At 49.0% G+C, this 16870-nt stretch carries 15 protein-coding genes; 5 read left to right on the top strand and 10 right to left on the bottom strand.

The features are described from left to right. Window positions 1-92: 92 nt before the first annotated feature. Window positions 93-794: an ABC transporter ATP-binding protein gene (locus GCWU000182_RS05480; protein WP_023391801.1), complete on the bottom strand. Its 702-nt coding sequence runs from the start codon at window positions 792-794 to the stop codon at window positions 93-95. Between the two features lie 132 nt (window positions 795-926). On the opposite strand from GCWU000182_RS05480, the gene GCWU000182_RS05475 reads away from it, so the two are divergent. Next, a complete protein-coding gene (locus tag GCWU000182_RS05475; protein WP_023391800.1) occupies window positions 927-1472 on the top strand; it encodes a TetR/AcrR family transcriptional regulator in 546 nt (181 codons plus the stop codon). Between the two features lie 296 nt (window positions 1473-1768). Then, window positions 1769-2953 (top strand): IS256 family transposase, encoded by a 1185-nt coding sequence (locus GCWU000182_RS05470; protein ID WP_023391579.1) that lies wholly within the window; start codon window positions 1769-1771, stop codon window positions 2951-2953. A gap of 365 nt (window positions 2954-3318) precedes the next feature. Here the strand turns inward: GCWU000182_RS05470 and GCWU000182_RS09610 are convergent, their stop codons facing one another. The 4 genes from GCWU000182_RS09610 to GCWU000182_RS05450 form a co-directional block, all read right to left on the bottom strand. After that, window positions 3319-4521 carry an LPXTG cell wall anchor domain-containing protein gene (locus GCWU000182_RS09610; RefSeq protein WP_051372929.1) on the bottom strand — a complete coding sequence of 401 codons (1203 nt, stop codon included), beginning with the start codon at window positions 4519-4521 and terminating at the stop codon, window positions 3319-3321. Window positions 4522-4690: 169 nt separating this feature from the next. Continuing rightward, window positions 4691-5203, bottom strand: a complete 513-nt coding sequence (locus tag GCWU000182_RS10430; RefSeq protein WP_407645268.1) for a glycoside hydrolase family 73 protein — start codon at window positions 5201-5203, stop codon at window positions 4691-4693. Between the two features lie 964 nt (window positions 5204-6167). Continuing rightward, a complete protein-coding gene (locus tag GCWU000182_RS05455; protein WP_023391795.1) occupies window positions 6168-7331 on the bottom strand; it encodes a hypothetical protein in 1164 nt (387 codons plus the stop codon). A gap of 25 nt (window positions 7332-7356) precedes the next feature. After that, window positions 7357-8610: a C40 family peptidase gene (locus tag GCWU000182_RS05450; protein ID WP_023391794.1), complete on the bottom strand. Its 1254-nt coding sequence runs from the start codon at window positions 8608-8610 to the stop codon at window positions 7357-7359. A 1023-nt stretch (window positions 8611-9633) separates the two neighbouring features. Here GCWU000182_RS05450 and GCWU000182_RS10275 point away from each other — a divergent pair. Beyond that, window positions 9634-10431, top strand: coding sequence for a sensor histidine kinase (locus GCWU000182_RS10275; protein ID WP_169727603.1), 798 nt, complete (start codon window positions 9634-9636; stop codon window positions 10429-10431). Further along, window positions 10428-11198 carry a response regulator transcription factor gene (locus GCWU000182_RS05435; RefSeq protein WP_023391792.1) on the top strand — a complete coding sequence of 257 codons (771 nt, stop codon included), beginning with the start codon at window positions 10428-10430 and terminating at the stop codon, window positions 11196-11198. Before GCWU000182_RS10275 ends, GCWU000182_RS05435 begins: the two co-directional genes overlap by 4 nt. Before the next feature lie 253 nt (window positions 11199-11451). Here the strand turns inward: GCWU000182_RS05435 and GCWU000182_RS05430 are convergent, their stop codons facing one another. The 5 genes from GCWU000182_RS05430 to GCWU000182_RS09600 all read right to left on the bottom strand — a co-directional run bounded on the left by GCWU000182_RS05430 (window position 11452) and on the right by GCWU000182_RS09600 (window position 15568). After that, on the bottom strand, window positions 11452-12075 hold the full coding sequence (locus GCWU000182_RS05430; protein ID WP_023391790.1) for an RNA polymerase sigma factor: 624 nt from the start codon (window positions 12073-12075) through the stop codon (window positions 11452-11454). Window positions 12076-12359: 284 nt separating this feature from the next. Beyond that, entirely contained in the window at window positions 12360-13496 is a 1137-nt protein-coding gene (locus GCWU000182_RS09605; RefSeq protein WP_023391789.1) for a hypothetical protein, read from the bottom strand. Continuing rightward, window positions 13493-13909 carry an ORF6C domain-containing protein gene (locus GCWU000182_RS05420; protein WP_023391788.1) on the bottom strand — a complete coding sequence of 139 codons (417 nt, stop codon included), beginning with the start codon at window positions 13907-13909 and terminating at the stop codon, window positions 13493-13495. The genes GCWU000182_RS09605 and GCWU000182_RS05420 overlap by 4 nt, the downstream gene beginning before the upstream one ends. A 112-nt stretch (window positions 13910-14021) precedes the next feature. Further along, window positions 14022-14306, bottom strand: coding sequence for a helix-turn-helix domain-containing protein (locus tag GCWU000182_RS05415; protein WP_023391787.1), 285 nt, complete (start codon window positions 14304-14306; stop codon window positions 14022-14024). A 224-nt stretch (window positions 14307-14530) separates the two neighbouring features. Further along, window positions 14531-15568 carry an aggregation-promoting factor C-terminal-like domain-containing protein gene (locus tag GCWU000182_RS09600; protein WP_051372928.1) on the bottom strand — a complete coding sequence of 346 codons (1038 nt, stop codon included), beginning with the start codon at window positions 15566-15568 and terminating at the stop codon, window positions 14531-14533. Between the two features lie 647 nt (window positions 15569-16215). Here GCWU000182_RS09600 and GCWU000182_RS05405 point away from each other — a divergent pair. Continuing rightward, the coding region (locus GCWU000182_RS05405) for an IS256 family transposase (RefSeq protein WP_023391784.1) at window positions 16216-16870 on the top strand (655 nt) is incomplete at its 3' end.

Below are 16870 nucleotides of genomic sequence, written 5' to 3'. Positions count from 1 at the left end.
CGCTCGCCCGGCAAGCTCAAAGCGCTGGCCCGACAGACTCTAAGCGCCCCGCTACACAGAGCCAGAAACCCGATCTTTTCTTTCCCCATCTACTAGTACTCCAAGTCCCCAATATGCTGCGGCTGGTCGTTGACCGTAATCGACTGAATTTGGGCGTCATGTAGACGAATGACCCGGTCAGCGATAGGGGCCAGGGCTCCGTTATGGGTGACGATAATGACCGTGGCCCCCTCCTGGCGGGACATGTCCTGAAGAATCTGCAGGACCTGCTTGCCAGTCTTATAGTCCAGGGCGCCGGTCGGCTCGTCACAGAGCAGGAGCTTGGGCTTCTTGGCCAGGGCGCGGGCGATGGAGACTCGTTGTTGCTCGCCCCCTGATAGCTGGGCCGGAAAATTATCCAGTCGGTGGCTGAGGCCCACGGCGGCCAGGGCTTGAGCTGGGTCCATGGCATGGGGCACGATTTCCGCGGCTAGCTCGACATTTTCCAGGGCGGTCAGGTTGGGTACCAGATTATAGAACTGGAAGACGAAGCCCACGTCATAGCGACGGTAGTCGGTCCGCTGGTGGCTGGTGTAGGCGGCAATGTTCTGGCCGTCAATCCAAATTTCCCCCTGGCTGGCCGTGTCCATGCCCCCCAGAATGTTGAGCAGCGTGGACTTGCCGGCGCCGGAAGCTCCCAGTATAATGACCAACTCGCCCTGCTGGATGTCAAAATTCAGGTCTTTGTTAGCAGTAATTTGCCCCTGACCCGATGGAAAGAACTTGGAACAATCTTTTACTTCAATATAGGCCATGCGGTTACGTCCTTTCTCCTGTCCTGAAACTTAAATTGACAGGTGTTGATTTATATCTGCTTTTATTATAGAATAGATGGAAAGCTAAGACAATGAGCAAAAATCAACAGAGTGTCTATTTAAGGAGGGCCTATGACTCAAAAACGCCAAACCCAAACCAAGGCTGCCATCAAAACGGCCCTAACCCAGCTCCTGCAGGAGGTAGGCTTCGAGCAGCTGACCGTTCGCCAACTCTGCCAGCGGGCCGGCATTAACCGCGGCACCTTCTACCTGCACTACCAGGACAAGTTCGACCTCATGGAGCAACTCAAGGAAGAGACCCTGACCCAACTGCGCACCTTCTTCATTGAAAATCAGGAGCACAATGTCCACCTGGTGCTGGTGCTGGAATATATTAAGGAAAATTACGACTTCATCTACGCCCTCTCCCAGAGCAACTACCTCAACTTCAAGGCCACCATCCGCGAATTCATGCTGCAACTCTTCCAGCGCGAAGATCCAGCCGATTTGCAGAGCTTTCTAGGCCGCAACTTCCCTATTAGCCAAAAGTACGCCCTGGAATGCGTCCTCAGCCTAGTCGAGGGCATCATCAACCTCTGGGTCAGCAGCGGCGCCAAAGAATCCCCCCAAGAAATCCGCGACATCTTTAGCAAAGTGATCGACTTTACTAACTGGTAAAGGGGTGGGTGACGCGGAAAAAGGCTGAAACTGGGCAAATGCCCCGAAATGGCGTGAGCTAGTGGTCCACTTTGGAGAGTGGTCCACTGGCTGCCTGGGAAAAGGCTGAAATCCGGGCTTTTGCCCCGAAATGGCGTGAGCTAGTGGTCCACTCTGGAGAGTGGACCACTGGCTTCCTGGGAAAAAGGCGAAAACCGGGCTTTTGCGATTAAGTCCCTATAATTGTGTAAAAAGAAAAAGCCAGGTAATCTCTGGTACAATGTAGTTGTCCGAAAACATTGAAAGAGGAGATTACCATGACTTACCTTAATATTAACCTAAAACTTGAAGAATTAACAGAGGCAGTTTTAAACAGTGACATGAACACGCTCATGAAGTCGCTGGCTATTACCGTCTTTAATGCCTACATGGAAGAAGAACGCCACCAGTTCATCCAAGCCGCTCCCCATGAACGCTCCGACCAGCGCCAAGACTATCGCAACGGTTACTATGAACGCCAATGGACGCTCTCCATCGGCACCCTTAAATTACAAGTCCCACGCACGCGTTCTGGTGAGTTTAAAACTGAGCTCTTTGAACGTTACCAGCGCAACGAACAGGCCTTCCTGCTCTCTATGATGGAAATGGTAGTCAATGGGGTCTCTACACGCAAAGTCACCAAAATCGTGCAAGAATTGTGTGGCGAGACGGTTTCCAAGTCCTTTGTGTCAGATGTCATGAAGCGACTGGATCCTGAGATTGAAGCCTTCAAAAACCGGACCCTGACCCACAGTCACTTCCGCTACCTCTACCTCGATGCCCTTTACATTAAGGTGCGTGAAGAGGGTCGTGTGGTGTCCAAGGCGGTCTACCTAGCTCAAGGGGTCAACGAGGCCAACAAGCGCGAAATCATCGGCTTTTGGGTGTCAGAAGAAGAAAGCAAGGAGGCTTGGCTGACCTTCCTTCAGTCCCTGCGAGCCCGTGGTTTGAGCCAGCCTACCCTGATTATTTCAGACGCTCATTCTGGCCTCAGAGCAGCCATCCAGCACTGTTTTGTCGGCGTCCCTTGGCAACGTTGCGTCTTTCATTTCTTGTCCAACATTGTCGAGACCATTCCTAGAAAAGGGAGTTTCGAGGCACGCGCTAAGTTGAAGGCCATATTCCAGGCACCCACCGCCGAACATGCAAGGCGGCTTAAGGAAGATTTTGAGGCCACTGTCGCGGACAATCCTCGCTATCAGAAGGCCTTAAAGGTTTTAGATGAGGGCTTTGAAGATGCCGTCCTGTTTATGATGGAGCCTGAGATTTACCATCCCAATTTGCGGACGACTAACTCTGTCGAACGTTTAAACCGTGAAATCAGACGGCGGGATAAGGTCATTGGCGTCTATCCTAATGTCGCTTCTGCTGAGCGATTAATTGGCGCCATCCTCATTGATCTAAACGATGCTTGGCAGGCTAACACACGCCCCTTCCTGGTCAACTTCACCAAACGCAAATAAGCTATAGGACAGCCTACATATTTTTACACAGGATTTTGGACTTGACTGCTTTTGCCCCGAAATAGCGTGAGCCAGTGGTCCACTCTAAAGAGTGGACCACTGGCTACCCGGAAAAAGGCAGATATCCGGCTTTTGCCCCGAAAAAGCACGAGCTAGTGGTCCACTTTGAAGAGTGGACCACTGGCTACCCAGAAAAAGGCTGAAATCCGGTCTTTTGCCACGAAATGGCGTGAGCTAGTGGTCCACTCTGAAGAGTGGACCACTGGCTCTGCCAGAATCTATCTTTTTATGAGTCCACCGCCCCGCTCCCTTTTTCCCAAAATACAAAAGAAGCCCTGCCACTCGAATGGCAGGGCTGTTTGCTGTTAACGGGATTGTTTGCGGTGCTCGGTGTAGGCGATCCAGATGCCGGATACGATTAGGAGGCCGATGATGAAGAGGGAAAGGATTGAGGAGGCTTCACCAGTGCTTGGGAGGCGGCGGCCATTACGGTCATAGCGGACGCCTGGCTCTTTAGATTCCTTAGCAGATTGGCTGGCAACTGAGCTTTGATTGGTGGCTGAAGATTGGTTAGCTCCTGAAGCTTGGCTCGCGGCAGAAGATTGGTTAGCGCCTGAAGCTTGGTTCGCAGCAGAAGACTGGTTGGCGCCACTAGCCTGGCTCGCAGCAGAAGACTGGCTTGCGGCAGCACCTTGGTTGGCAGCAGATGATTGGTTGGCGCCAGATGCCTGGCTCGCAGCTGGTGCGCTGCTTTCTTTGCTTTGGCTATTGGCAGCCTGACTTGACTGACTAGACTGGCTAGCTTGACTAGACTGCGCAGCCTGCCCTGCTTGCCCGGCCGCCACAGCGGTTAGCACATAGTTGGAGCGGTAGACCTTGAAGGTGCCCAGGTTAGTTTGCACCTCTTCCTTGGCGTCTGGGTTGATTTGGCCAACTTGTTGAGCTTGGCTGGCGTCGACTTTGTAGTCGGGATGGGCTTTGACGAAAGCTTGGGCCGCCATGTCGAAGGCAGACTGGCTGGTCTCGCTGTTAACCAGGTAGTGGCTGGTTTCGGAGACTGCTTGCTTGTCATCTTGAACCTTAACCGTCATCAGTTGGGCGTCTAAAAGAAGGTTTTTCTTAGGCAACTCTGTCACGGCGTAAGTCTTAGGTTCTTGGGCTTCCTCTACTGGCAGGCTGTCGGCAGCTTCCAAGACAAAGTTGGCTTCAAAAGTATGGCCGTCAAACTCGCCCTTGTCTGTGACATAGTGCTTCTTAGCCGTATCAGTCTTGATATTCTGAGGGACGCGCTCAATCTTATAAGTGCCCTTAAGCAAGTCATAGATTTGGTTGAAGGTCACGTCTCCTGAATTGACGCTGGTATAGTAGAGGGTCTTGTGGACCTTGCCGTCCTTGTCGACTAAATGAATCTTGACTAGCCCCTTCTCGGATGCTGTCTCGTCCGCCTTAGGCATGAGGTTGACAACGGATAAGGTCTCTTGCGCTTGGGCAACCGGCACTGGTGCCAATGGCAAAGCCAGGCTCACGGCTGCTAATAATGTAATACTCTTTTTAATAATTGCTTTCATGGTAGGTCTCTCCTTTTTTCTTTTTCTTGACTATAGTATAAGCCTTGGGCCAGCAAAATGGGGCAAAGTCATCAAAATCGATTAAAAATCATCGAATTTGATGTTTTATGAGAAAAACCCTCAGAAAAGTTATCTGGGGGTTTAGAAGTATAATAAATTAATAGCCTTATTACTTATTTAGTACAAAAGTGTCGTAGACTTGCAGACCATATTGCTCAATAAGGTTAATTAAACTTTGGGCATAGTCAGGTGCCTCCGCATAACCGCCGGCATGAATATTACGTAAGGTGCTTCGATAATCTCGGTTACCAGCTACACCACGATAATGCTGAAGAAATTCAAAACGGTGCTTAAAGCCCTCCTCCACACTCGCATAGCGTCTGAGACTGCCGTTGCTGTCCATAACACCAAAGTAATTATTCTTATAGATAGCACCAGGAGAGCTACCCCATGCCGACTCAATAATGGCTTGTCCCAATGTCACAGAAGGCAAAATTTTATATTGATCCCAACCATTTACTGCGGCTGGAGTAATCTTGTTAAGGAATTGCTTCTGTGCTCCACTTAAGGCTTGATAATAGCGGCTTGTGAGACGTGGTAGGCTGCCTGTTGCTGGGCTAGGCTTAGGATTAGAAGTAGCTGACTGACTCTTGACTTTCAAAACTTGCCCAGGATGAATCATGACATTGGCTGAGCTATATCCATTGAGCTTCAAAAGCTCGTCTACTGACATTCCATATTGGTTAGCAATCTTCCAGAAGGAATCGCCTGATTGAATGGTATAAGTACTTGCTTCTTGATTTTTAGGCTCGTCTTTTTTGCTTTCATCCTTCTTAACTTCATCTTTTTGCTTAGGTGTATCCTTACTTACTTGAGGGCGGCTGACAATGATCTTCTGCCCAGGATGCAACATCACATTTAGTGAAGCAAAATTATTCCATTTCATTAATTCATCTAGCGTAATTCTATAGCGCTGAGAAATTCGCCATAGGGAATCGCCACTTTGAATAATATATTCTTGAGGATTGCCTGGCTGTTGAGCTTTTGTTTCTGGCTCAGTCTTCGCTACTTCTTTTGGAGCAGATACTTTAATTAACTGACCTGGATGCAGCATGACGCTGGTATTCGCAAATCCATTCAACTTAAGTAGTTCATCGATTGTTAAGCCAAACTTGTTAGCAATCAGCCACAAGGAGTCACCTGATTTAATGGTATAATGACGTTCAACATTTCCCGGTGAACGAAGACTCACTTTTCCACTCTCTGTATTTGTCTCATCCTTTGTTAGAGACTCTGATTCACTGTTAGTAGCCTTACTTGCTTCTGATTCCACTCCAGAAAGCTCTTGCTCACTTACATCTAGTGATTCTTTAGAGCTACTACTAATCACGTCAGAAGCTGATAAGTCTTGTTCACTAATACTTGTCATAGATTCGGATAAGTCTTCAAGAGAGGCAGGAGCTAACTCATTTTCTGATGGCCGATAATCGCTAGATTCAGCTATGGAGTTCTGAGACGATATGCTATTAGCCTCATTGGCATGTACGATCCCTTGATGAAAGCATAAAGAAAATGCTGCGACTAAGGTAAATTTGAATATTTTATTCTGCATACTTACTGACAACCTTTCTATCACGTTCATAAGTCTATCTTCTTAAACGACGTTTTTCTGCCAAGACGATTAAGAAACCAATCAGTGTTAATCCAAGGGATAGGATTGAGATAATTCCAATATTGACTTCACCTGTATTTGGTAACTGTCTGCCAATCTTGTTGCTTGGTGTGGCCGCAGCTACCGGAGCAGGGCTTTGGGTTGCTTTGTTAGCTTTCTCTGACTGACCATCTTTCTTAGCTAGATTAGTTGGAGCGTCAACCTTCTTACTTGGAGATTGACTAACTTCTTTCTTAACTGTATCAATCTTCTCTTCTTTCTTGCTTGGAGCTGGTTTTTCTGCCTTATTTTCTTTGGCTTGCGCAGATGAAGTCGCTTCTTGACTTTGGCTTGCTTGGCTACTTACGGTTGCAGCTGATGATTGAGCTGCTGGCTCAGCTACTGCTACTTGAGGTTTGGCAGCTTGGACCGCCGTTAAGACATAGTGGCTACGGAAGACATTAACAGTCCCTAGACTTGTAAGGACTTGCTCTAGTTGCTGGCGGTTAACGCTACCTTGTAACTTGGCGGTTTGCGCGTCCACATGATACTCAGGGTGCTCCTTGGTAAAGCTAGCTGCCGCTAAGTCAACTGGAGATTCTGTGCTATCACTATTAATTAAGTAATGGGTGGTAGCTAAGTCAGTCTCTGCTTGGTCCTTAACATCTACTGTCACTAATTGTTCATAGAATAGGTCTGCTCCTTTTTCTTCCAATACGGTAACGGGATAGATAACAGGTTCTTCAGCTTTTTCAACTGGAACTTGATCTGGGTTCTTAAGAACAAAATTAGCTGCTAAGTAACTTCCATAGAACTCGCCATGGTCGGTCACATAATTCTTGAGATGGGTGTCTGTTTGCACATTTTGTGGTGCTAATTCAATGTCATAACTTGACCCTAGCAAGCTAGCTACTTGGCCCAAGGTAATATCCACCGTGTTGAAGCTAGTGTAATAGAGCGACTTATGAACGACATTATCGGCACCTACTAAGTTAATCTTGACTAAGGCATTGCGCCCGATTCTTGGCGCTGCATCTTTGGGTACAAGACTCACAACGGGTAATACATTAGGCTGTTCTTGGGCCTGGGCTTGCACAACTGGCAAACCCATCCCCACAAGAGCCGCTAAGGCCATTAGCTTATGAACAACTTTTTTCATGATAATATCCTCCTAGAACATTGGATTATTGAATAATCCGACGAGCAAAACTTGGCATATAGTAGGTCATATCCGCAATCTTAACAACTTGGCCTGGATAAGGAGCATGAATATATTGCTTACCACCTAAATAGATGGAGACATGCTCGGTGCCACCACGAGGACCATAGAAGAAGAGGTCACCTGGTTTTGCATCTTTGATTGCGACTTCAGTCCCTTTACGTTCTTGAGTAACTGTCCATGTTGTAATATCAATTCCCAAAGCTTCCTTGAATACATAGCCGACAAAACCTGAACAGTCAAAGCCGCTTGGTGTTTTACCGCCATAAACGTATGGTACACCTAAATACTTCTTAGCCACTTCAATGACTTTCTGACGTCTAGCATCCAAAGTTGATGGTGTAGTAGGTTGTGGTTTTGCTGGCGCTGGGGTTGCCTTGCCAGAATTACCAGAGCCCTTCTTAACGATAATTTGTTGTCCTGGATGAATCATATCACGATATGAGCTGAAGCCATTCCACTTAACCAAATCGTCAAGCGTCACTCCGTAACGTTGTGATAACAGCCAGAGAGAATCACCTGATTGAATGGTATGAGTAGTGTCAGGTGTATAATTATTGCTTCCACTTGCTGGATTATCGTCATTAGTTGGCGTACTAGTAGCAGGCTTACCTGGTTTTACAACTAGCTTATCTCCCGGATGGATCATTGTGCTTAATGATGAGAAGTTGTTATATTTAAGCAGCTCGTCCAAGGTAATCTTATAGAGGTTCGCGATTGCCCATAGAGAGTCTCCTGATTTTACTTGGTGATACTGTGCCGCCTCCCCGCGAGACTTGAAGCCAGTGTAGCCTTTATCTTCTTTTTCTTTCTTGTCTGCTTGTTTGGCTTCTTCATTAGCTTCTTTCTTCACATCATCCTTGGCTTCTTGACTTGAAGCTAGCTCTGATACTTTTTCTTCGATAGCAGGTTTCGCTTCGGCTTCGGAAGACTCTTGGATCTTAGTTTCTTCTGTCTTCTTATCGTCTGGTACTTTCTTATCCTCTGGCGCTTTTTCTTCGGCCACACTCCCTAGCTTAGCAGTTGGGGCTGCTTCAACTTTTGCTGTCTCTGGAGCTTGAGGCGCTTGACTTAGAGTTGACTCAATAGGTTGTACTTTTTCGACTAATTCAACAGTAGGTGTTGATTGAGCTTCGGTTACTTCCTCTGCCTTGACTGCTTGTTCTGTTGCTAAAATTGCTACTAATGCTGCACCACATAAAAATAATTTCTTGTTCATTTTAATTTCTCCCTTTTACTTTGTTTTTTTGATAGTTAAATATCTATTTGTAATAAGCAAAATACGATCCATCTTTCATTTTAGTTACTAAGCATAATTTTCTTCCACCATATTGCTCCGGAGGATAGGTAGCAAATCTTGCACGATATGGAACCTTATGGAAACAAACATATCCTATATTTTCACCCCCTCTATTAGCTTCTGAAGCTTGCGCAGTTATCTGATTAAAACTAAGAATCAGACAAGCTAACACAAGGCTTAAAAATTTTCTCCTCATATTCTCTTCCAACTCCTTGTTGTTTTGATGAGATAACTATATAATAGAATCGTAGAAAATAGTTTGAAGTCGTCATAAGTGATAGTTTTTTCGTCATTTTCGATTGCAAAACATCAAAAGCGATGTTCAAAACATCATTTTCGATGACAAGTCATCATTTTCGTCGTTTTAGTCATCATTTTCGCATTAAATCCCTTGCTAGAGGGAATGCTAGGGAGGAATAAACCTTGGAATTATTTCTTATGAACTTTAGTGAAACATATCATTTGATGATTAGTATATTTTTTCAGCGTAAGCCATTGAAACTTAGACTATCGCTATTAATATACGCTGTTCTAATTTACTTTATGTCGCAGCTATCTCAAGACCGGGGGCTACCTACCTACATTCTGCATACACTGGTATTTCTCCTCTTGCTTTTAGGACATATGATTGAGTTAGGCAAAATACAAGAGCATCGCCTTTCTTCCGTTATCATCTATGCGACACTGCCCTTAATTAACCTTCGGCTTGAAGGTTATATCGAAGATTTTTTGCTTTCTGTTCTCCCCCTAGACCCAATGGAAATGGATTTTTTCATTTCATACCTATTGCCTTTTATTATTCTTGTAATACTGACACGTTGTGAGGTAAAACTACTCGATTACCTAAAAGCACATCTTAAAATTTTCGATGCTGCCAGCATTACATTCTTCCTATCTTTCTTCTTTTTCTATATTATTAGTGACATTACTACGTCGATGGCTATGCTCTTTGAAATTAACGAGCTCCAAGCCGAAATCGTCTCACTTCCCTTCCTTATTCTGCCACTGATGTACATCCTGTCCGTCCTCTTCCTCAACAATGCGCTCAACAAATCCCAAGAAGTCGCCCGTGAGAAGGAGCAGTTCATGGTTAGTCAGGCCTTTTCTAGCATGATGGCCGACCAATATCAGGAAATGCGTAAGTTCCGTCATGACTATAAGAACATCCTCCTGACCCTGGAAGGCTACATTCGCGACCAAGAATGGCAGGAGCTGGCAGATTATTTCCATCAACATATCCAACCTACTCAAGTCACGACCGACCAGCTGGGCCAAGAACTCAGTCGGCTGTCCAAGATTCAGAGTCCGGATGTCCGCAATCTGCTCTTCACCAAATTGGCCTTTGCTGGGACTAATGGCATCGACCTCAGTATTGAGGTGCCGGACGACATCCACCTCAATGTCGCGCGCAACCCTATCTACTTGGTCCGTATTATCGGGATTCTGCTGGACAATGCCATTGAAGCCCTAAGCAATCAGGAGGGCGGCAAGCTAGCCTTGGCGGTCTTCGAGGATCAAGGGCAAGTCCACCTCATTATTGAAAATGACTGTCAAGAAGACCCCGGCGACCTTAACAAACTGCTAGAAGCTGGCTACTCTAGCAAAGGCAGCGGCCGAGGCCTAGGATTGCCTAACGCCATGGAGCTGGCTCGTCAGAGTCATTTCCAGCTCTTAACCCAGTTCGCTAATGGCCGCTTCAGCCAAGATTTAATTATCGGGAAGGAGTTGCTCGCCCCATGACCAGTTTCAAATTTCCCATCTACCTCTGCGAAGACAATCCCAAGCAGCGTCAGTGGCTAGCGGATCTGATTGAGCGCTATGTCATGATCGAAGATTATCCCATGGAGTTGGCCTGCGTGACGGGCGACCCGGACAAGCTCTTAAATAACTGGACGGATCGCCGAGGAAATGCCGTCTTCTTCCTGGATATTGACTTGCAACATGAGCTTACTGGCATGGATGTGGCTCGCCGAATCCGGCAATTTGACGATAGCTCTAAGATTATTTTTGTCACTACTAAGGAGGACTACCTGCCCCTTTCCCTGCGCTATAAGGTGCAGGCGCTGGACTTCATTCCTAAGGAAAACTTGGAGGAAATGACCCAGCGGGTCAAGGAGTGTCTGGACACCATCAACGACTGGCGCAGTCTCAATGGCCAGGCCAAGCAAGTCTTCACCTTCAAACAAGGTAAGAGCCAGATTAGCCTCAGCTACGATAAGATTCGCTTCTTCGCCACCCTGCCCCAGGCCCATACTGTTGAGGTGGTCGGCGTCAATGCCCGCTATCAGTTCTATCATTCTATGAAAGAGCTAGTCGATGAACTGGCTGAGCCCTTCATGGCCATTAGCCGGTCCGAAATCGTCAACCTAGACAAGGTCGTCAGCTACAACCCCATGCTGCACACCCTGACCGTGGAAGGCGGCTACTCCCTAGGTATCGCCCAACGCCAGTACGGCCGCGTCATCCGCGCCCTCAAGGTGCGGAATATTAAGCCCCAACCTCACTAGGCAAATAAAGCAAAAGCACTGCGCCCCTTAGCGGGGCGCAGTGCTTTTTGTGTGGGGCGGATGGGGCTGGTGCCTTGTTTGGCGCGCGCCAGTGGTCCACTCGACGGAGTGGACCACTGGCTTCCTAGAAAAAGGCAGAATCTGGGCTTTTGACCCGATACTGCACGAGCTAGTGGTCCACTCTGGAGAGTGGACCACTAGCTACCTAGGAAATGGCTGAAATCCGGATAAATGCCCCGAAAAGTTGCAGCCGCTACCCCTCCCCTTTCAACAAAGCCTTCAGATCCCATAGCTTGGTGGCTAGGCGGGTGCGGCGGTCGTCGTAGGAGCTGAGGCTGATGCCGAGTTGGCGGGCTTTGGCGGTGTCGGTCAGGCGCGGATCCAGCAAGAGACTCAGAAAGTCTGCCTCTTTATCAGACAAACGCGAGCGGGTGGCTTGCAAGAAGGCGTCCGCCCCCTGACTAGACTCCTGTGTCCCGCCCTGCTGGGCTTGCCAGGCGCCCGTCTCCGACCGCTTCAAATCCTGAGCCAGCAAATCAGCCACTAACTCCGAATCGGGCTCAGCCCCGCCGCCATTTGCCAATAGACCTAAGGGCTCGCGACTGCGCCGGCGGCTGGCGGCCCGGGCCAGATCCCAGAGATAGTAGCGCAGGGCCGGCTTGACATAGCCAACGAAGCGGCTGCGACTCTGCTCTTCTAGGAAATTGCCCTGAAACTTGTGGGCCAGGTCCCAGAGTTTGAGGTAGAGTTCCTGATAGAAGTCCTCATAGTCGGGATGGCCACGGTAGTAACCTTGCGAATGTAATACATAGTGTATGACCCCACCATACTGTTCGACGAGCGTTGTTTGATCCAGCGTCTGGTCTTGTGTCAGCATGGTTTCACCTCTTGGGGCGCCGCCAGTCAGCCCACACTCCCCATCCCGATTTCACCCTAAGGGATGAGGCCAAGCCTGGGCAAGACTAGGCAGGCGCCATGATATTTGTGCTTAATCAGTCACCTATTGGGGCGCGTCCTGTGTTAAACTAAGACTGACCCCACTAGTTCGACTGAACAACCGCTTGTTGACGCAGGCGGTTGTTTTCTTATGTCTGGAAAGGTCCGCCGGCTTGGAGCGACGGGACCTGATTTCCCCTCCTCATAGTGGATGCCGAGGGTGCGCTAGGCCTTGCTAGCCTGCTGGCAGATGGTGCTAATATAGGCAAAGGGCTTCTTGGCCTGGCGACGATGAGCCTGCTCGATGGCTTCGATGACGGGCCAGTAACCAATCTTAGCCAGCCAGTTCCGAAATTGTAGGCTTTCCGCCCCAGTCATGGTACCAAAGTAGCGCTCGTAGAAGGGCCGCAGCTTGGCCATGTCGCGCTCCACCCGGACAAATTGATCCATGGTCTGCTGGCTGATGCCCGCCTGGGACTGGCCTGGCTTACTGGTCAGGGACTGGGCCCGGGCTAGGGTCTGGCTGAGGCTCTGGTCTGGTAGCTTGATGGCCTGGCCAAAGGGTTGGGTGCTAGTGGCGCTGTCCAAGCTAATCATTGGCAGGCCTAAGGTTGATTCGCTGTCGCGTCCCTTTGTCAGGTCTGGATCAGTCATGAGCTGACTGGCTAGTGATTTGCCCTCCGAATCATGGTCCAGCTTGGACGCTGATTTATGATTCTGATTCTGATTGTGATTATGACTCTGATTCTCTTTATGAATCTGATTGTCTTTCTGATTAGGATCTTGATTATGGAGGTCACGGGTGCTTAGGCTCCTGGAAGCCACATGAGTTTCTTGACTGCCACTAAGCAGCTGGGTCCCCTGGCTCAAAGGACTAACCCCTTCCCCCTCACTGCCTAACTCCTGGCGGCGCTTAAGTTCGGTGGCTAGGACCTCCTGGGACAGTTGGTCGATTAGGCGGTGGCTGTGCTCATAATAACTGGCTAGGTGCTGGAAGACCTTGACTAAGAGTTGGCTATCGCGGACATCTTCGGCCTGGTTGCGTAGCAGGCGCTCGACCGGCTGGCCGCCTTTGACTAGGCTATAGGTGAGAAAGTCCAGAATGGCCACTTCCTGGGTCTGATCGGAATAGGCGATGACCTGATAATCGTCTTGAAAGCGAGCCAGGAGTTGCCCCACCTGATCATCGTCCAGACTCATATCAAAGGCAATGACCCGCTTGGGCAGGGAATAGATGCCCAGCTGTGTCGAACGCGGACAGGTCATGAGATATAAGGCAAAGAGCTTATCCTGGGAGGAATAGCGTTCCATAACGTCTACTTGATTCCAGAATCGGGTGTCAACGACGCGTTTGAGGCTCATAGGTCCTGCCCCTCTCTCTCATTGCAGGCTTGAATGGCCTGACGCAGGGCACTGGCAGGTTGCCATTTGGCCCAGAAATCCAGGGCGGCTTGCTTGTCGCCTTGGCGAATCATGTCGAAGCGACTGACCTCGAACTGGAGTTTGAAGTCGCGTTGGGCCTGGTGGAAGAGTCGGTAGCGCAGCCCCTCATTGAGATAGGCTGGGGCTTGAGGTCCGCCCAACCAGTCCCTCAGGCACTGACGGCGTATAGAGGCCAGGCCTTCGGCGACGGCCGGTAGGATGACCGGTTCTGGCCGACTCTCTAGGGCGGGACGGTCGCTGGCCAATTTCATGAGGGCCGCTAGGACCGTTTGGACATCTTGTGGTGACAGAGAATTTGCTTTATTTGTGTTTTTGTTAACATTCGTTGCCATAAGTATTCCCCCTATAGGTGACAACTGTGCTTGCTATCGAGCGCCAGCCGCTTGGCTAGTTGAGGACGTGGCCACCGGGTCACGGCTCGATATCTTCTCTGAAATGATGGGGTCAGCCTTGAGTTCTGTCTTCTGCCGCTTCAGGATGCTCACGCAACCATAGTTGGTGGTAGAAGATACGAACGAAGGCGTCGTTATCTAGATTGAGACCCAGGGCCAAACGCAAGGCCACGCGTCGCCGCGGCTTATAGTGGCCACAGATAATCCGGTTCAAGAGGGAGCGGTCAATCCCATAACGTTGGGCCCGTTCCTTCTGGCTACCATAATCTGCCTCAATCAGTTGAATCAAGAAGCCAGCATCATAATCCTCATCGCTGTTAGCGCGATAGTCTGCCATTGTAATCCCTCCTTTCTGACTTATATTACCTTTAAGAAAAGGTTTACAACTACATCATATTCCCATCTTCACGAATTTTCAAGATGATTTTAATTATTTCCGGTAAAATCGCACAACTTGTTAACTTTTGTTAACTGACTTTGGCCTGGGACCGGTACTAAGCGGCATTATTTATAGGCACAAAAAAAGACGGGAAGCTAAACTTCCCGTCTCTCTTGCATTTCTTAGTACCAGCCGTTGGCTTCCCAGAAGACTTTGGCTGCTTCCCAAGAACCGTAACGGTTCTTAACGTATTCGTCAGCCACGCGTTCTTGGTTCTCAATGGAGTAGTCACCGTTCAAGTACTCAGCAGTTAATTGGTAACGGCCGATGTAACGACCTGATGGGTTGACTGCGTTGTAGTCACCACCGGATTCCTTCTGCGCAATCCATTCTTTGGCTGCGGATTGGATCCCTTGGTAGCCTGAGCTTGAGCTGTTACTTGTTTCTTCGGTCTTGCTTTCTTCAGCAGCTGGAGCAGCTTCTTCAGAAGACTCCGCTAGTGCTGGGGCAGCTGGAGTCGCTGGCGCTTCTTGGACTGGCGCTGGCGTTTCAGCTACAGGAGCTGTAGATTCCGCAACAGGACTTGAGCTTTCTTCAACCGAAACTGGCGCGTTGACTTCGCTAGCAGCTTGGACTTGAGACTCAGAAGATTGGCTTGCTTGCTCTTGGGCGCTGGCAGGCTCAGCAACTGGTTGAGCTTGTTCTTGAGCTTGCGCTGCAGCTGCGGCTTGTGCTTCTTGGAAAGCAGCGGCAGAAGCCGTTGGTGCTTGATGAACTTGAGTGACTGGTGACAAGTCAACTGGTTGTTGGCTTGCTTCAGCTAAAACTTCTTGTGGGACAGTTTCAGCGGTCACTTGTTGGTGGGTATCCGCTTGAACGGTTTCCACGTTACCTTGACGGTCGTCTAAGGTCACGGTGTTAGCGCTTGGGTTATAGTAGATGACAGACCCTGCAATAATCAAGTCTGGGTTGGCAATGCCGTTAAGACCGACTAAAGATTCTGTTGGCACATCTAAGGCCTGAGAAATGGTCCATAAGGTGTCGCCCCACTGTACCACATAGTATTGTGAGTTGGTTACAGAGTTGCGGACATGTTCAACCGTCCGTTGAACCCAGCCGGTTACAGACGCATCAGAATAATCTACGGCTAAGGCAGTTGCTTGTTGTGCTGCGAAACCTAATACAGTTAAGGCAGTCACCACTTTAAGTGTCTTCTTCATATAGATATCTCCTTTATACATCGCACACGCCCTCGGGCGCAGACGTTAAATTCTTTTAGTGGGTAGGCGCTGGACTTGCGTGAGCTCCTGGAAGTAGGCTTGCTGAAACTCCGGAAAGCTTGGCTTGAACTCCTGAAAGTCGGGCTTGCACTCCGGAAAGCCGGAAAGCCTGAAAGCCGGACTTGCTGACCTAGACCTATTAAGCTAGGAAAAGCCGCCAAACTTGGCGCGGCCAGTGACCCTCCACCTCGTGTCACATACTTATCATACCCTAATTAGACGCCCCTGTGGGGAAAATGCCCCAGATGTTAATCAGCTTTAAAGGATCCCGCCCCAAGCTGACGCAAGTTTGTTATCTAGGGCGGGGATTGTAACCTGGCTGTAACTTTTTACTCGGGTGCTGCCTTGTTCTTAGGGAGCTAGTGGTCCACTCGACGGAGTGGTCCACTGGCTCACGACTTTTCGGGGCTTTTGACCCTGTTTCCGCACTTTTCCCAGGAGCTAGTGGTCCACTCGAAAGAGTGGACCACTGGCTCACGGCTTTTCGGGGCTTTCGGGATTAAGTCCCTATAATTGTGTAAAAAGAAAAAGCCAGGTAATCTCTGGTACAATGTAGTTGTCGGAAAACATTGAAAGAGGAGATTACCATGACTTACCTTAATATTAACCTAAAACTTGAAGAATTAACAGAGGCAGTTTTAAACAGTGACATGAACACGCTCATGAAGTCGCTGGCCATTACCGTCTTCAATGCCTACATGGAAGAAGAACGCCACCAGTTCATCCAAGCCGCTCCCCATGAACGCTCCGATCAGCGCCAAGACTATCGCAACGGTTACTATGAACGCCAATGGACGCTATCCATCGGCACCCTTAAATTACAAGTCCCACGCACGCGCTCTGGCGAGTTCAAAACCGAGCTCTTTGAACGCTATCAGCGCAACGAACAAGCCTTCTTGCTCTCCATGATGGAAATGGTAGTCAATGGGGTCTCTACGCGTAAAGTCACCAAGATTGTGCAAGAATTGTGTGGCGAGACGGTCTCCAAGTCCTTTGTGTCAGATGTGATGAAGCGGCTGGATCCTGAGATTGAAGCCTTCAAAAACCGCACTCTGACCCACAGCCACTTCCGCTATCTCTACCTCGATGCCCTTTACATTAAGGTGCGCGAAGAGGGCCGCGTGGTGTCCAAAGCGGTCTACCTAGCCCAAGGGGTCAACGAGGCCAACAAGCGCGAAATCATCGGCTTTTGGGTGCCAGAAGAAGAAAGCAAAGAGGCTTGGCTGACCTTCCTTCAATCCC

This window comes from Abiotrophia defectiva ATCC 49176, assembly GCF_000160075.2.
GTDB lineage: Bacteria > Bacillota > Bacilli > Lactobacillales > Aerococcaceae > Abiotrophia > Abiotrophia defectiva.
Note: the sequence above shows the minus strand (reverse complement) of the source record. Positions and strands in the feature narration are given on the sequence as shown.

What these genes read in the sequence shown, in the direction of transcription:
- GCWU000182_RS09600 (WP_051372928.1), bottom strand. Translation starts at nt 15,568, where the DNA reads ATGAAGAAGACACTTAAAGTGGTGACTGCCTTAACTGTATTAGGTTTC.
- GCWU000182_RS05435 (WP_023391792.1), top strand. Translation starts at nt 10,428, where the DNA reads ATGACCAGTTTCAAATTTCCCATCTACCTCTGCGAAGACAATCCCAAG.
- GCWU000182_RS05450 (WP_023391794.1), bottom strand. Translation starts at nt 8,610, where the DNA reads ATGAACAAGAAATTATTTTTATGTGGTGCAGCATTAGTAGCAATTTTA.
- GCWU000182_RS09605 (WP_023391789.1), bottom strand. Translation starts at nt 13,496, where the DNA reads ATGAGCCTCAAACGCGTCGTTGACACCCGATTCTGGAATCAAGTAGAC.
- GCWU000182_RS05475 (WP_023391800.1), top strand. Translation starts at nt 927, where the DNA reads ATGACTCAAAAACGCCAAACCCAAACCAAGGCTGCCATCAAAACGGCC.
- GCWU000182_RS10275 (WP_169727603.1), top strand. Translation starts at nt 9,634, where the DNA reads ATGCTCTTTGAAATTAACGAGCTCCAAGCCGAAATCGTCTCACTTCCC.
- GCWU000182_RS10430 (WP_407645268.1), bottom strand. Translation starts at nt 5,203, where the DNA reads ATGATTCATCCTGGGCAAGTTTTGAAAGTCAAGAGTCAGTCAGCTACT.
- GCWU000182_RS05420 (WP_023391788.1), bottom strand. Translation starts at nt 13,909, where the DNA reads ATGGCAACGAATGTTAACAAAAACACAAATAAAGCAAATTCTCTGTCA.
- GCWU000182_RS05455 (WP_023391795.1), bottom strand. Translation starts at nt 7,331, where the DNA reads ATGAAAAAAGTTGTTCATAAGCTAATGGCCTTAGCGGCTCTTGTGGGG.
- GCWU000182_RS05430 (WP_023391790.1), bottom strand. Translation starts at nt 12,075, where the DNA reads ATGCTGACACAAGACCAGACGCTGGATCAAACAACGCTCGTCGAACAG.
- GCWU000182_RS09610 (WP_051372929.1), bottom strand. Translation starts at nt 4,521, where the DNA reads ATGAAAGCAATTATTAAAAAGAGTATTACATTATTAGCAGCCGTGAGC.
- GCWU000182_RS05470 (WP_023391579.1), top strand. Translation starts at nt 1,769, where the DNA reads ATGACTTACCTTAATATTAACCTAAAACTTGAAGAATTAACAGAGGCA.
- GCWU000182_RS05480 (WP_023391801.1), bottom strand. Translation starts at nt 794, where the DNA reads ATGGCCTATATTGAAGTAAAAGATTGTTCCAAGTTCTTTCCATCGGGT.
- GCWU000182_RS05415 (WP_023391787.1), bottom strand. Translation starts at nt 14,306, where the DNA reads ATGGCAGACTATCGCGCTAACAGCGATGAGGATTATGATGCTGGCTTC.